Below are 15,566 nucleotides of genomic sequence, written 5' to 3'. Positions count from 1 at the left end.
CCTTATTGCGCAGTCCAACGATTATTTTGAATATCAGTCACCAAATTGTTGACCGCTTCGCGTACCGCTAAGTCAAGCACCTTACCATTCAAGGTTGAGTCATAAGAGGCTGTAGAACCAAAACCGAGTACTTCACGCGCACTCAATGCATACTCACCCGCGCCTTGTACTGAATGTACAATCTCTGAGGTTTTTACATCCACAATATTCAAGTTCACTTTGGCATAAGCAATTTGCTGTTTACCGCGCCCTAAAATCCCAAATAATTGCTGATCACCCACTTCTTTGCGACCAAATTCAGACACATCACCAGTGATCACATAACGTGCACCTTTAATGCTTTGAGTGCTGTTGCTAAATCCCACTTCTTGTTTAAGTTCAGACAAATTATCACGATTTAGAACCGAGAAATAACCCGTTTGCTGTAAATGCGTTTCTAAAATAGTTTTCGCCTGCCCACCAAGACGGTCAACATTATCAGAGAAGATACCTCTCATATAACTTGAACGGTTATCAAACTTACCAATCGAAACAGGTACTTTTACCCCGTTATATTTAATCTGTTGTACTGCTGCTGTCACTTGAGGACTTTGAATTGATTTGGATGTTTCTGTTGTTGAGCAGGCCATTAAGCCGAAAGCACTGAATACTGTAACCGCTAATAATTTTTTCATTGTCGCTCGATCAAAATAAAGATTAAAAAACGTGAAAATTATAGCTTAAAAACTGTGAACTATCTAACATTTTACAATTCAAGCTCCACCTTTAAATCATCATAAATAATTTTATAATCCAACCAATTAGCTCAACTTAATCCAGATTATTCGCAAAAACGTAACCCTACACCCGCAATAGTAAAAATATACTTGGGCGTCACAGCAGAATCACCGATTTTGGTTCTAAGCTTTTTCACCAAGATACGAAGATAATGGGTATCCTCTTCATGAGTAATGCCCCATAGCTCGGTCATGATTTGTTTTTGTGTGACAATCTTACCCTGATGACGAATCAATAAAGTCAGCAACTGAAATTCTTTTTTGGTTAAAGTAATGTCCTCGCCTGCCAGTTTGGCTGCATGTTCAGCCACGTCAACCCAGAGCTGTCCATCATTAAACATCAGATTGTGTTCTGCCTGTTGTGGCTTATTGCGGAACATCACCCGAATACGCGCACAGAGTTCTTGAATACTAAACGGCTTGGTAACATAGTCATTCGCGCCTGCATCTAACAGTTTAATTTTTTGATTTTCATCTGGGCGGGCCGACAAGACAATCACAGGAATATCTGACCATTGTCGCAACTCAAGCAATACCGCCTGTCCATCCATATCCGGCAGACCCAGATCCAGAATCAACAAATCAGCACCACGCGTCGCCAAAGTCTCCAGCCCTTTCATACCATTTTCAGCCACATGCACCTGATAGCCCTGTGCACGTAAGGCAATATCCAAAAACTTCCGAATTTGTGGCTCATCATCAATAATCAGAATTGATGCTTGAGAATTTAATGTTTGTGGCATAGATGATAATTTTAATCCTGATGCAGTGGTAATCGTATTCTAATTAAGCTGCCCTGACCATATGTGCCAGCCAAAGCTTCAATACTGCCCATATGTGCACCGATAATGGCTTGGACAATGGCGAGGCCTAAGCCCGTTCCTGTTTTGCCCCGATCACCACGTTGCATGGTATAGAACATATCAAAGATTTGCTCTCTCTCCTCTTCAGGAATGCCAACACCTTGGTCGATAATATCAATTTGAAGATAACCGTCATCCTGCTGAATATGTACTTCAATCGGGATATCATCTGGTGAAAACTTGGCTGCATTTTCCAGCACATTAAAAATAGCCTGCTCAATCAGAGCAGGATGCACATGCAATTGCGGCAAGTCATCTGTCATTGTGACATCAATATTGACCTTGGGTTGATAACGCTTCAGCCGTTGCGTCGCAGAGCCAATCAGCTCATCCACCCCAATCCAGTCTCGACTGAGACTCAAACCTTGATGGCCGAGTCGGGTCATATCCAGTAAGTTTTGAATATAACGATCCAGACGCTCACCTTCTACATGAATGGTATCTAACAATTCGTGTCGGTCCTCCTCGGACATTTGCTCGCCATAGTATTTCAGACTATCAGCAGAACCGATCATTGCTGCCAATGGTGAGCGTAGGTCATGCGAAACAGATGAAAGTAGAGCTGAACGTAACTTTTCAGTTTCAGCCACCACACGGGAATTTTCCAACTGTAAGGACAACTGTACACGAGAAGCGGTTTGAGCAATATCATCAATCATCAATTCTGCAAGGCGTTGTTGTTCAAAATTAATGTTTTCTGCATTTTGATGAAAGCGGATCGCAATCACCCCAAATCCACCGACCAGATTAAGTGGATTAAACCACCATTCGGATTGCGTTAATGTATTGGTAAAACGTCCACAAGATTTAGCATTTTTTTGGGTCCAATTTGCTGCAATCTGATCTTTTTCATTAAATAAAGAGTGATCACCTAACTCTTGTGTTCCGATCCGAAGCCAAACGGCTGCATTTAAAGAACTTTCTAAATGCTGCTTAGCGACATTTAAGACTTGTTCAATATCGACGCAGCTCGATAGTTTCCGCTCCAATTCTTGTAGCTGCAAAGAAACTGAATTTGCTGCACGTAAACTCAGTACCTGAGCACGTAATTGATTGGCTAAACGCCCTACTAACAATGCCGAAATGATAAAAATGATGATGGTCATCACCCCACGCTCAGCACTAATTCGAAGCGTAAATCGTGGTTCAATAAAGAAATAGTTATACAGCAAGAAGCAAATCAGGACGCTGATAATGGTGATAAACATCCTTGCTCGCATCGCCACGATAAGCACGGTGACCACAAAGATTAAAGCCAGTTCACTATAACCAATAAAATGATCACTCACAGTTGCCGCAATCAATCCCAATAGAACAATCAAAATACTTTCGATCATCTCTCGTGGGTTAAATGCCAAGCCTTGTTCTAACCAAAAAGCATAAATCCTGTCTGTCTGTGGCTTAGCCTCATTATTGTTTTTAACTTTTAAGGGTTGAACAAAAGTGATCTCAAATGGATGCTGTTTTTCTAAAAGTTGATCAGCAATATGGTCTGAAAATAGACGCTGCCAGAGTGACTTTTTAGGACTTTTCCCGAGTAAAATATTGGACGCACCATAATCATAAGCTGCTTGTAAAATGGTCGATGCAATATGATTACTATGTAACAAATAAGTATCAGCCCCCAGCTTACGTGCCAAATTGAATGCTTTGGTCACGGCTAATGTCTGTGTTGTGGTTTTCTGGCTCTTTTGAATCGAAATCACACTCCAGATTGCATTGCGTCTTTCTGCAATGCGATGTGCCCGCCGTACCAGATCTTCAGAAAATTCTGATCCATCAATCGCCAACATCACATGATTTTGAATCGGGATAATCTGCCCTTGTGCAACAAACTTCTCCCGATAATCAATTTCAACTTGCCCTGCAACGGTTTGAATCGCTAAATCACGTAAAGCAGTTAAATGTGCGGGCTTAAAAAAACCTTGCAGTGCATGTGGTGCAACATCGGCTAAATAAATTTTGCCATGATTCATGCGTTCTAATAGTTCTGGAACAGGTAGATCCACTAAGCGAATGTCTTTTAATCGTTTTAGCAACGCATCAGGAACAGTTTCATTGACCCGAATCCCTGTAATTTGATAAACCACATCATTCAGACTTTCTAGATGCTGAATGTTTAAAGTGCTATAAACATCAATGCCTGCATCCAGTAATTCATTGACATCTTGCCAGCGATATTCATGCCGGCTATTCGGAACATTACGATGTGCGAGTTCATCCACCAGCACAATTTCAGGCTTTAATTTGAGGATTTGATCAAGATCCATCTCTTCCAACATTCGCCCTTGATATTCCAACGTCTTTCTAGGAATAACATTAAGCCCCTGAATCAAACGCTCGGTATCAGATCGACCGTGAGTTTCTACGATCCCAACCACCACATGTTGCCCTTGCTGCATCAATTCATGTGCTCGAGTCAGCATGGCATAGGTTTTACCAACCCCCGGTGCTGCACCCAAGAAAATGGTCAAACGTCCAGACTGTTCACGCTGGCTATGTGCCAGCCATGCATCTGCTTTGTGATTACGGTCGATCTGCATAAGTGGACTCTACTAACGAGGTGTAGATGACAATTGGTCTAAGGCTAGATTCAACTGCAGTACATTGACTCGTGCTTGCCCATATAAACTAAGCTGTGCAGGCTGAATCTGTTGTTGCACTAAATCTCGCAATTGCTGCTCTGCTAAATGGCGTTGTTGTACCACTCGTTTCACTTGTAATAATGCACTCTCAGGTGAAATATCAGGATCAATCCCACTGCCTGATGCCGTAACCATATCGTTCGGTACCTGCTGTTCTGAAATGTGATTATTGTGAGCAAATTGCACGGCTCTTTCCTTCATTTGTTTTTGTAAGTCAGGATTAGAAACCGCCAAATTACTGCCTGCCATCCCATCAACATTGTAACTTACCGCACTAGGGCGGCCATGGAAATATTGTTCACCAACAAAATTTTGCCCCACCAAACTTGAACCAACAATTCTGCCATCAAGTTCGATTAAGCTGCCATTGGCCTGCTTCGGAAAAATCAACTGAGCAATCGATACACTCGCAGTAGAATATAAGACCCCAGCGATCACAAATCCGACCACAATCAAACCAAGACTTGGACGTAAAATTGCATGCACTGAATTGGATAATGGTAGGTCCTGTTTATTCAATTGCTCATGATTCAATAAAGTATTCATCTCTCACTCCTAAATCCACAATGACACAATAAGGTCAATCAACTTGATCGCAATAAACGGAAAGATCACGCCACCTACACCGTAAATCAGCATATTACGGCGTAACAATTGCAATGCACTGGCGGGTTTAAATTGCACCCCTCTCAATGCCAATGGGATCAACATCGGAATAATCAGTGCATTAAAAATCAAGGCCGAAATTACTGCACTGCTTGGACTACTGAGTTGCAGAATATTCAATACCCCAAGTTGTGGAATTGCTACTGCAAACAGTGCAGGTAAGATCACAAAGTATTTGGAGACATCATTTGCCAGAGAAAAGGTGGTTAAGGCGCCACGGGTAATCAATTGCTGTTTCCCAATTTCCACCACATCCAACAGTTTGGTTGGGTCGGAGTCCAAGTCCACCATATTGCCTGCTTCTTTTGCGGCTTGAGTACCTGAATTCATGGCTAAGCCAATATCAGCCTGAGCCAATGCAGGTGCATCATTAGTACCGTCACCCACCATTGCCACCAGTTTACCTGCGGCTTGTTCTTTACGGATGCAAGCCAATTTATCTTCAGGTTTGGCCTCTGCAATATAATCATCCACACCCGCTTCTGCGGCAATCGCTGCTGCAGTCAACGGATTGTCTCCTGTAACCATAATGGTTTTAATACCCATCTCACGTAACAGTGCAAAACGTTCTTTAATCCCAGACTTGATTACATCCGAGAGCTCAATCACCCCTAAAATGCTGTGATTCGAAGCCACCACAAGCGGGGTTGCACCTTTTGATGCCACTTGTTCGACACGAGTCTTAAGCTCAACGTTATCCTTGATTTCTTGGTTGGTAAATTTAAGAATCGCGTCCACGGCACCTTTACGAATCTTTTGCCCCGTGACTAAGTCCACCCCAGATAAACGTGTCGAGGCACTAAACTGAATGAATTCGGCATCTTGAGGCTCACGAATGCTCTCTCCCATTTCTTTACCTAAACTCACCACGGATTTACCTTCAGGAGTTGGATCAGCAAAAGAAGTTAGCATGGCTGCTTGGCGCAATTCACTTGGGCTCACGCCCGCCAATGGATAAAAAGCAGTCGCTTGGCGGTCGCCATAGGTAATCGTGCCGGTCTTATCCAACAGCAACACATCAATATCACCCGCAACTTCAACTGCTTTACCTGATTTGGCTAAGACATTGGCTTTTAAAGCACGGTTCATCCCAGCAATCCCAATTGCAGGCAACAAGCCCCCAATCGTGGTTGGAATCAAACATACCAACAGTGCAATCAACAAAACCATACTGATTTTGATCCCAACCATGGAACCAATGAATGGTAATGTCGCCACCACCACAATAAAGGTAATGGTCATGATATTGAGCAAAATACTCAGTGCGATCTCATTGGGTGTTTTTTGGCGGTTGGCACCTTCAACCAAAGCAATCATACGGTCTAAGAAGCTATGACCAGCTTCATTACTGACCCGAATAATAATTTCATCGGACAAGACCTTGGTACCGCCAATCACGCCTGAACGATCGGTATGAGCTTCACGGAGTACAGGTGCAGATTCACCAGTAACGGCTGATTCATTGATGGTGGCAAAGCCTTGAATAATCTCACCATCCGCAGGGACTATCTCACCTGCTTTAACAACGACAAGATCATCTTTTTTAAGTAGATTGGCAGAAATGGTATTCGGTACCGCATTTAAATCGAGGATACGATTTGCAGTTAAGTTTTCACGGGCCTGACGCAATGATGCGGCTTGTCCGCGACCTTTGGCTTCTGCAACCGCTTCTGCATAATTGGCGAATAAGACCGTCACCAATAGAATCAAGCTCAGTACCAAACCAAAACCTAAACTGGCACTACCCATCAAGGTTGCAATAATGGTTAAGATTGTTCCCACCCAGACACAGGCCATCACTGGATTTTTAAAAGCATACTGTGGTAACAGCTTATGAAAGGTTTGTTGAATAATTTCTTTATTCAAAATATCCATTTGTTGTGTCGCATTTGAATGTTTCATTGTGCTTGCTCCACACTTAAACTTTTATAGACAAGTAGTCAGCAATTGGCCCAATCACCAACACTGGCATGAATTGCAATAAGGTGAGAATTAACACGATCCCGATTAAGGTCAGTGCAAATGTCGGTGACTCAATATGTAAAGAACCTTTGCTTTCTGTTGCTTGAGCTTTGGTAGCCAAACTGACTGCAATCAACACAGGGATGATCAGTACGCTGTAACGACCTGCCAATAACGCGACACTGGCACTCAGATTCCACCACAGAGTGTTATCGCCTAAACCTTCAAAACCAGAACCATTGTTGGCATAAGCAGAGACATACTCATAAAACACTTGGCTGATGCCGTGAAATGCTGGATTTGAATTCCCTGTAATCGATGGAAATGCAATGGCGATGGCTGTTAAGCCAAGAATCACCACCGGCTGTAATAGAATCACCAGTGCTAACAACTTAATTTCAGTCACTTCAATTTTTCGGCCAAATAACTCAGGAGTACGCCCCGTCATCAAGCCCGCGATAAAGACAGCAAGAAACAGGTAAATAAAGAACTGCAATAAGCCACAACCAATCCCGCCCCAAATGGCATTAATCAACATATTGCACAGCTCAATCAATCCTGTCAGTGGTGAGGCAGAATCATGCATCATATTGACCGAACCGTTATTCACTTGCGTGGTCAAACTTCCCCATAATGCAGATGCATCCGCACCGAAACGAAGCTCTTTCCCTTCCATAAACGCGGCATTAACACTTAAAGATGATTTTTCAGTCCACAACGTTAATGAGGTTGAAGCCAACGACATCAGCAACATGCTGCCAAAAATCATCCACATCAATTTCTTGCGTTGAATAAAGCGCCCGACCATAAATACTGCCGACAACGGAATCAGTAAGATCGCGATCATCTCGATCACATTGGATAACGGCGTTGGATTTTCTAAAGGCACACTACTATTTGGACCATACCAGCCACCACCATTGCTCCCCAATTGTTTAATCGCCACCATCGGCGCAACAGGACCCAATGGAATATGTTGGTTTTTTACTTCTGTGCTTTGATCCAAGACCTGTGCGGTTGGACCGGCAGATAGTGTTGCAGGCACGCCTTGAAAAGTGAGTAGCAAAGAAAAAATAAGACCTAATGGAATAAAGAATCTAAATAATGGTCGGACGATATCCATCCAGTAATTACCTAAATTAATCGTATTCCAATTTTTTTTATCCGAGCCTTCTTCTCGACCTGATTGCAAAAATAAAGCTCGCAACATTGCCACCAACAAAGCCAGCCCAATAATTGGCGATAAATATTGCAATCCAACAATGACTGTCATTTGCGATAGATAAGACAGTTGAGCCTGTCCTGAATAGTGTTGTTGGTTGGTATTGGTCAGAAATGAAATGCTGGTATGTAAAGCCAGATCCCAATTCATATTTGGAATATGATCAGGGTTGAGTGGTAACCATGCTTGAGTCATTAAAATAGTGACACTTGCAGCGAGCAGTAAAATATTACTGAGCACAAATGCCGTTAAATATTGCCGCCAATTCATTCCACTACGCTTAACACCCAACACAGCATAAATGGGTTGTTCAATCCATTTAAACAACGCGTCACTTTTCATTGGCTTTGCTTGCATCACATCTGCAAGATAAGCACCGAGCGGATAAGCCAGCAGTAATGAAAGGACAAATACAGAGATAAATTCCCACATAGCATATGCCATTTAAAAATAGGTTAGCGTTAGTATGGAAATGAAGGACGTAAATTCTCTATATTGAAAAAACCAGTAGACGTAAATTCTGCGTAAAATTATTCAACGATGTTCTAATGCGCTGAAATTTTTACCTAAAAAGAAAATATGGAGAAATAAATCTCATTTTTTACAAAAAATCTTTGACCAAATAAAAAACTTTTTTGGGAAAAATGCAAAAAAGAACGATTACTATTTTAAAATAATAATTTATATTTATCATTATTTTACAAATAAAAACACATATGTATATAAATTTTTTAAGATTTATTTTTATCCATTTTCATCTAATCCAGCGTACTGCTTAGTTCATTTAGAACATTTACTCTTATTTTAATTATGGTATTTTTGTTACATGAAGTTATAGCCAATCACGATAGATAACTTTTTTGTTGTCAGATCATAGCTTCTTAACACTTAAGAATCTTGAAGTTCAAGGAAAGATTACAATGAAATTAAAACATCTTAGCACTGCCATGATCTTAGCAACGCTACCTGCAACTGGAGTTTTTGCAGCAGCGTTAGACCGTTCAGGTCAATCTATGTCTGCATTTTTACAGCCGGGTAACTATTTTGAAGCTGGTCTTTCGGTTCTAGACCCAACAGTTAAAGGTCAGGAAGCTGGTACCTCAGCAACTACTCGTAAAATTGGCGATATAGGTGATGATTATTATTTCCCTAGCGCAGCATTAAAACTGCAACTGACTGACAACATTTCTTTTGGTCTTATTTATGATCAACCATTTGGTGCTGATGCAAAATATACTGGTAACAATGTATTCGTTTCTAGCCCAACTGACGGTGTTTTAAATCAAAAATCTCTAAACGATTTATCAACCAAATCTGTTGGTCAGTTAGTTCAAGCTGCTGGTTCTTCATTCGGACCAGCTCTTCAACAAGTTGCAAAAGACCCAGCAAATCCTACTCAACAAGAAATTTTAGGTGCATTACAACGAGTTGCACTAGGTGGTAATGCTGCCGTAGGTGCTGGTCTTCAAAAACTACAACAAACTCAAGCAGCGTTAAATGCAGCAAAAGGCTACCTTGGCTCAAGCACAGGTTCAAATAGCACACAAGTTGAAGTTGACACTCAAAACCTTTCTATGGTTTTTGGATTCCAACCAAATAAAAACCTGAATTTCTATGCGGGTCCAGTGCTTCAAACTGTAAAAGGTAATGTTAGCCTTCGTGGTGAAGCTTACAGCGTTTACAATGGTTATGATGCAAATATTAAAGAAACAACTGGTGTGGGTTGGTTAGCAGGCGCTGCATACCAAATTCCTGAAATTGCGTTAAAAGCTTCTTTAACTTACCGTTCAGAAATCGATCACGATGTGAACATCAAAGAAGATTTATCTTTATTAGCTTTTCCTGGTTTAACAAACGTACTTACAGGTTTAGGTGTTGATCCAACTAAACTTGCAGGATTAAATGCTGATAAGAAAACAAAAATTACGACTCCTCAATCTGTTAACTTAGATTTCCAGACTGGTATCATGGCGAACACTGTTGCATTTGCAAACGTTCGTTGGGTGAACTGGAAAGACTTCTCTATTCAACCATATAAATTTGGCGAGTTATCTAAAGTATTAGGTGGTGCAGGCCTAGTACCAGGTAAAGCAAATGGTTTTAACCTAGTTGAATATTCGGATGACCAATGGTCTGTAAACGCTGGTGTTGGTCGTAAACTGAGTGAACAGTGGGCTGGTAACGTTTCTGTGGGTTGGGATTCTGGCGCAGGTAACCCTGTAACAACTTTAGGCCCAACAGAAGGCTACTGGAACGTTGGTGTTGGTGTTCAATATAGCCCAACCCCTGCTACATTCATCGCTGGTGGTGTAAAATACTTCTGGTTAGGTGATGCTAAGGCACAAACTGGTGCTCAAGCAGGTAGCAATGATTACGTTGCGAAGTTTGAAGACAACAATGCACTCGCATATGGCTTAAAAATTGGTTATAAATTCTAATCAATTTTTAGAAAAGAGAAGGTCATCTTAGGATGACCTTTTTTATTATGTTTTAATCAATAAAATCAAATTAATAGATCAATAAACACACACCCTCTTGTACGTTTAGATGCATCAATAGAAAACATGAATGCTCAAGCATTTTTCGTGACTTTATCAGTTCATTTATTGACATTTGTAAAATATTTAAGCGCATAAAAATTATGATACTTTTCGCGCCATTCTGTTACAAAGTGATTTGAGAGAACATATTAATGAAGCTGAATGCTATTCAAACGGCTCTTCTACTTAGCTTAGTTCCAACAACGACAACATTTGCCGCAGCACTGGATCGCTCAGGTCAATCAATTGCAGCATTTTTACAGCCAAATAACTATTTTGAAGCAGGTCTTACTGTTCTTGATCCCAATGTATCAGGTAAGGACACATCTCAAAACAATACAGGGAATATGGCGAATCATTATTACTCTCCAAATGCTGCCCTAAAAATTCAAGCAACGGATAAATTCTCGATTGGTTTGATCTATGACCAGCCTTATGGTGCTGATGCAGAATATACAGGCAAAAGTAACTTTATCGAAAGCCGTCCTTTGCCTTTTAAAGGTGGTACATCCGTTACGGTCGATACTGAAAACTTAAACTTGTTATTCGGTTATCAACCAACACAAAACTGGAACCTTTATGCGGGTGCGGTTTATCAAACTTTAGACAGCACCGTGTTATTACGTGGTCAGAGCTATAGTGCCTATAGTGGTTATGATTTTAAAACAGGCCGTGATGAAGCAGTCGGTTGGTTAGCAGGGGTTGCTTATCAAATTCCTGAAATCGCACTCAAAACCTCTTTGACCTATCGTGCCAAAATCAAGCATGAAATGAATGCTTATGAAACACATGGCATTGCAGGTATGACTGGTAATGCTGGTTTTGATGCGATTTTAAATAAAATCAATCATTCAACAGGCACAACTGAAATCACCACCCCTCAATCGGTTAACCTTGATTTCCAAACAGGGATTATGGAAAACACAGTTGCGTTTGCGAATTTACGCTGGGTGAACTGGAAAGATTTTGCCATTCGTCCATATAAATTTGGTGCTGCTTCAACATTACCTCCAATCGTTGCTTCAACAGGTAAAAAAGACGGTTTTGATCTGGTTGCATATACCGAAGATCAATACTCAATTACCGCAGGCGTTGGTCGTAAACTGAATGATCAATGGGCAGGAAATGTATCTGTGGGTTGGGATTCTGGTGCAGGTAACCCTGTGACCACACTGGGTCCAACTGAAGGTTATTGGAATGTCGGTATCGGTGTTCAATATAGTCCTACGCCTGCAACCTTTATTGCGGGTGGCGTGAAATATTTCTGGCTCGGCGATGCCAAAGCTCAATCAGGTTCACAATTCAACACACCTGGTTATGTGGCTGAATTTGAAAATAATGATGCCATCGCTTATGGTTTAAAGATTGGTTATAAATTCTAAGAAATCTCCCCTCATCCTGAGCCACGACTGAAGTGGCGCAAGGTGAAAAAGCCCCCTCCTTTTCTAAAGGAGGGCTGGGGAGGATTAATTACTCTGGAATATCACGTTGTGATACAGAACGAATCGCCTGTTTTAATGCCTCATAACCATGCAATGGTGGGAACTGTGGAAATTCTGCAATCACATTGGCTGGTGCATCAAATAAGAAACCATGATCAGCTTCCCCCAGCATCGTGGTATCGTTATAAGAATCACCTGCTGCAATGACACGGAAGTTCAAACCATGCAATGCTTTTACCGCCTGACGCTTTTGATCAGGTTGACGTAATTTATACGCGGTGATCATGCCATTTTCATCAGTTTCAAGCTTATGACAGAAAATCGTTGGCCATCCCAATTGCTTCATAAGTGGATGCGCAAACTCATAAAAAGTATCAGATAAAATAATCAATTGGAAATGAGTACGTACCCATTCAACAAATTCTTTCGCGCCTTCAAATGGCCCCATATCTGCAATCACAGCTTGAATATCATTCAATCCCAAGCCATGTTGTTTTAAGATATTCAAACGTTGTGTCATCAGTACATCGTAATCTGGAATGTCACGTGTAGTTGCTTCGAGTTCTTTAATCCCTGTTTTTTTTGCAAAGTTAATCCAGATTTCTGGAACTAACACCCCTTCAAGATCTAGGCATACGATTTCCATGAATGCTTCCAATGTTGGTTAAAAATTGCTGTATCATAGCACTAAGATTATTCAATTTTTGCGCTGTTGTTGAATAAAATCATTTTATTCTGCAAGATTAAAATCAATGACAAGCACACTACTTTGCTTCCATTGATTTACAATTGTGCCCAAGCCTATCGCCAGGAACATCCATGACTGTTATTCCGACTATTGACCTTGTAGATGCGCTCGCTGCTGAATATGCAGATAAATCGCCACGAGAAATTTTAGCACTTGCGTTAAGCCAGCAAGGTGAAATCGCAATTTCATTTTCAGGCGCAGAAGATGTTGTTTTAATTGATATTGCTTCTCGTCTTGGCAAGCCCTTCCGTGTTTTTAGTTTGGATACGGGACGTTTACATGCAGAGACTTACCAATTCATTGAAACTGTTCGTAAGCACTATAAGATCGATATTGAAATTTGCTTCCCTGAGTCTGCTGCAGTTCAGCAATTCGTGACTGAAAAAGGCTTGTTTAGCTTTTTTGAAGATGGACATCAGGAATGTTGTGGAATCCGTAAAGTACAACCTCTACGCAAGAAACTGGCAACATTAGATGGATGGATTACTGGCCAACGCAAGGATCAAAGTCCAACCCGTAGCGAGGTACCTGTGGTTCAAGCTGATGCTGGTTTTTCTGGTGAAGGCAAGCAATTGATCAAATATAACCCGCTTGCAAATTGGAGCAGTGCCGATGTATGGAGTTATATCCGCATGATGGAAATTCCATATAACCCATTGCACGAACGCGGTTTTACTTCAATTGGTTGCGAACCATGTACACGTGCGGTGCTACCAAATCAACATGAACGCGAAGGTCGTTGGTGGTGGGAAGAGGCCACGCATAAAGAATGTGGTTTGCACGCAGGCAACCTAAAAAAATAATCAATTACAGATTTGGTATATTAAAACCACTGATTCGTCAGTGGTTTTATTTTTCCTGACTCGCCTGTCTAAAGTCATATTTTAACCAGAACAAACAGTATATACTGCGCAGAACGGTTCCAATAATTCTAATAAGAGCTCTTCGAGAGTATCTTAGAAAAAATGCGATGAGAGGCTAGATCTGCTATGCGCCCACTACACCCCATTGATTTTATCTTTCTCTCGCTAGAGAAAAGGCAACAGCCTATGCATGTAGGCGGATTGTTTTTATTCGAGCTTCCAGAGAATGCATCACCCACGTTTGTGCACGATCTCGTCAATGAAATTCGCCAATCAAAAAGTATTCCTGTACCGCCATTTAACAACCAATTGAATGGTTTATTCTGGGGTGAAGACAGCGAATTTGATCTGGATCACCACTTCCGTCATATTGCGCTGCCAAATCCAGGGCGTATCCGTGAATTACTGGTTTATATTTCACAGCAGCATAGCTCTTTGATTGATCGCGCCAAGCCTCTTTGGACCTGCGACATTATTGAAGGCATTGAAGGCAACCGTTTTGCCATGTATTTCAAAATTCACCATGCCATGGTGGATGGTGTTGCGGGCATGCGTCTGATTGAAAAATCACTCTCTCAAGATCCAAATGAAAAGCATGTGGTGCCGTTGTGGTGTGTGGAAGGCAAACGGACCAAGCGTCTTAAAGCACCAAAACCACCTACCGTGAGTAAAATCAAAGGTGTGATGGAAGGGATTAAATCTCAGCTTGAAGTTGCCCCTAAAGTCATGCAAGAGCTGTCGCAAACCATTTTTAAAGAGATGGGCAAAAATCCAGATTATGTCTCGACCTTTCAAGCACCACCTTCTATTCTGAACCAACGCGTGAGTTCTTCACGTCGTTTTGCCGCTCAATCCTTTGAACTCGGTCGTTTCCGTCGTATTGCCAAATCTTTGGGAGTAACGCTCAATGACGTGATTCTAGCGGTATGTTCAGGTGCTTTACGTGAATACCTGATCAGCCATAACAGCTTGCCAAAGAAACCTTTAATTGCGATGGTTCCAGCATCACTGCGTACCGACGATTCTGATGTCAGCAATCGTATTACCATGATTTTGGCCAATCTTGCGACCCATATTGAAGACCCAATTGAGCGTTTAGAAGTTATTCGCCGTAGCGTACAGAACTCGAAACAGCGTTTTAGCCGTATGACTGCCAATGAGATTTTGAATTATAGTGCAGTTGTGTATGGTCCAGCCGGTTTGAATATTGCATCAGGCATGTTACCTAAGCGTCAAGCCTTTAACCTTGTCATCTCAAACGTACCAGGTCCGCGTGAACCTTTATATTGGAATGGTGCAAAGTTAGATGCGCTCTACCCTGCATCGATTGTGATGGATGGACAGGCTTTGAATATCACCATGACCAGTTATTTAGATAAACTGGAAGTGGGTTTGATTGCATGTCGTAATGCTTTGCCAAAAATGCAAAATTTACTGACCCATTTAGAAGAAGAAATTCAACGCTTTGAGCAAGCGATTCAAGATTTACCACAGAAAGTGGCGAATTAAAGATTGAGAAAAAATTAAGGGGCTTTCAGTGGCCCCTTATTTTTTGATTGTGCGGCAACGTTGTAGCAGTTGATGGCAGGCTGAACGAATCATCGCCGTAGTAATCTGAACTTCTTTACCTTGGCTGTCTACCATATAACATGTATTTACAGGGTTGCTGTCTAAAACATGCTTGAAACCGTGGTTCACTAATCTTTCACTCACATTCATCGTTATATACCTCATATTATTTGCTAAGGGACCCAAAAGTACCTATGGCTCATTTTATGGTTCTAGTATTTAAAATTCGTGATAGAAAGTAAAATTTCAGTTGTAACAAGGCTTAAGCGA

At 41.4% G+C, this 15,566-nt stretch carries 12 protein-coding genes; 4 read left to right on the top strand and 8 right to left on the bottom strand.

The window, feature by feature from the left end:
• Positions 1-2 precede the first annotated feature (2 nt).
• From WA352_RS03115 to kdpA, 6 genes are all read right to left on the bottom strand, one after another.
• A complete protein-coding gene (locus WA352_RS03115) occupies positions 3-674 on the bottom strand; it encodes a CsgG/HfaB family protein (protein ID WP_033133615.1) in 672 nt (223 codons plus the stop codon).
• 146 nt (positions 675-820) lie between these two features.
• Complete coding sequence (locus WA352_RS03110) at positions 821-1,519, bottom strand: response regulator (protein ID WP_033133616.1); 699 nt, start codon at positions 1,517-1,519, stop codon at positions 821-823.
• Between the two features lie 11 nt (positions 1,520-1,530).
• On the bottom strand, positions 1,531-4,182 hold the full coding sequence (locus tag WA352_RS03105; protein ID WP_033133617.1) for an ATP-binding protein: 2,652 nt from the start codon (positions 4,180-4,182) through the stop codon (positions 1,531-1,533).
• Positions 4,183-4,194: 12 nt separating this feature from the next.
• Positions 4,195-4,830: a potassium-transporting ATPase subunit KdpC gene (gene kdpC / locus WA352_RS03100; protein WP_033133618.1), complete on the bottom strand. Its 636-nt coding sequence runs from the start codon at positions 4,828-4,830 to the stop codon at positions 4,195-4,197.
• 9 nt (positions 4,831-4,839) lie between these two features.
• Positions 4,840-6,852 (bottom strand): potassium-transporting ATPase subunit KdpB, encoded by a 2,013-nt coding sequence (gene kdpB / locus WA352_RS03095; RefSeq protein WP_033133619.1) that lies wholly within the window; start codon positions 6,850-6,852, stop codon positions 4,840-4,842.
• Between the two features lie 16 nt (positions 6,853-6,868).
• Positions 6,869-8,566 carry a potassium-transporting ATPase subunit KdpA gene (gene kdpA, locus WA352_RS03090; RefSeq protein ID WP_033133620.1) on the bottom strand — a complete coding sequence of 566 codons (1,698 nt, stop codon included), beginning with the start codon at positions 8,564-8,566 and terminating at the stop codon, positions 6,869-6,871.
• Positions 8,567-9,054: 488 nt separating this feature from the next.
• Here kdpA and WA352_RS03085 point away from each other — a divergent pair, with 488 nt between their 5' ends.
• On the top strand, positions 9,055-10,572 hold the full coding sequence (locus tag WA352_RS03085; RefSeq protein ID WP_336141258.1) for an outer membrane protein transport protein: 1,518 nt from the start codon (positions 9,055-9,057) through the stop codon (positions 10,570-10,572).
• Positions 10,573-10,826: 254 nt separating this feature from the next.
• Entirely contained in the window at positions 10,827-12,056 is a 1,230-nt protein-coding gene (locus WA352_RS03080) for an OmpP1/FadL family transporter (protein WP_004803000.1), read from the top strand.
• Positions 12,057-12,144: 88 nt separating this feature from the next.
• Here WA352_RS03080 and thrH read toward each other — a convergent pair whose 3' ends face one another.
• Positions 12,145-12,762: a bifunctional phosphoserine phosphatase/homoserine phosphotransferase ThrH gene (gene thrH / locus WA352_RS03075; protein WP_004652299.1), complete on the bottom strand. Its 618-nt coding sequence runs from the start codon at positions 12,760-12,762 to the stop codon at positions 12,145-12,147.
• A 173-nt stretch (positions 12,763-12,935) separates the two neighbouring features.
• Between thrH and WA352_RS03070 the strand changes: the two genes are divergently transcribed.
• Entirely contained in the window at positions 12,936-13,667 is a 732-nt protein-coding gene (locus WA352_RS03070; RefSeq protein ID WP_005206012.1) for a phosphoadenylyl-sulfate reductase, read from the top strand.
• 186 nt (positions 13,668-13,853) lie between these two features.
• Positions 13,854-15,236, top strand: a complete 1,383-nt coding sequence (locus tag WA352_RS03065; RefSeq protein WP_004802995.1) for a WS/DGAT/MGAT family O-acyltransferase — start codon at positions 13,854-13,856, stop codon at positions 15,234-15,236.
• A gap of 36 nt (positions 15,237-15,272) precedes the next feature.
• On the opposite strand, the gene WA352_RS03060 is transcribed toward WA352_RS03065, so the two are convergent.
• Positions 15,273-15,446, bottom strand: a complete 174-nt coding sequence (locus WA352_RS03060; protein WP_004775299.1) for a PA1571 family protein — start codon at positions 15,444-15,446, stop codon at positions 15,273-15,275.
• Positions 15,447-15,566 lie beyond the last annotated feature (120 nt).

The sequence above is a fragment of the Acinetobacter sp. 102 genome (genome assembly GCF_037028485.1).
Taxonomy (GTDB): Bacteria; Pseudomonadota; Gammaproteobacteria; order Pseudomonadales; family Moraxellaceae; genus Acinetobacter; species Acinetobacter higginsii.
The sequence above is the reverse complement of the archived record's forward strand: the minus strand, read 5'-3'. Positions and strand labels throughout refer to the sequence as shown.

Bases quoted from the DNA above. Each gene is read 5' to 3' on its own strand.
- WA352_RS03115 (WP_033133615.1), bottom strand. From the start codon at position 674: ATGAAAAAATTATTAGCGGTTACAGTATTCAGTGCTTTCGGCTTAATG.
- WA352_RS03110 (WP_033133616.1), bottom strand. From the start codon at position 1,519: ATGCCACAAACATTAAATTCTCAAGCATCAATTCTGATTATTGATGAT.
- WA352_RS03105 (WP_033133617.1), bottom strand. From the start codon at position 4,182: ATGCAGATCGACCGTAATCACAAAGCAGATGCATGGCTGGCACATAGC.
- kdpC (WP_033133618.1), bottom strand. From the start codon at position 4,830: ATGAATACTTTATTGAATCATGAGCAATTGAATAAACAGGACCTACCA.
- kdpB (WP_033133619.1), bottom strand. From the start codon at position 6,852: ATGAAACATTCAAATGCGACACAACAAATGGATATTTTGAATAAAGAA.
- kdpA (WP_033133620.1), bottom strand. From the start codon at position 8,566: ATGTGGGAATTTATCTCTGTATTTGTCCTTTCATTACTGCTGGCTTAT.
- WA352_RS03085 (WP_336141258.1), top strand. From the start codon at position 9,055: ATGAAATTAAAACATCTTAGCACTGCCATGATCTTAGCAACGCTACCT.
- WA352_RS03080 (WP_004803000.1), top strand. From the start codon at position 10,827: ATGAAGCTGAATGCTATTCAAACGGCTCTTCTACTTAGCTTAGTTCCA.
- thrH (WP_004652299.1), bottom strand. From the start codon at position 12,762: ATGGAAATCGTATGCCTAGATCTTGAAGGGGTGTTAGTTCCAGAAATC.
- WA352_RS03070 (WP_005206012.1), top strand. From the start codon at position 12,936: ATGACTGTTATTCCGACTATTGACCTTGTAGATGCGCTCGCTGCTGAA.
- WA352_RS03065 (WP_004802995.1), top strand. From the start codon at position 13,854: ATGCGCCCACTACACCCCATTGATTTTATCTTTCTCTCGCTAGAGAAA.
- WA352_RS03060 (WP_004775299.1), bottom strand. From the start codon at position 15,446: ATGAATGTGAGTGAAAGATTAGTGAACCACGGTTTCAAGCATGTTTTA.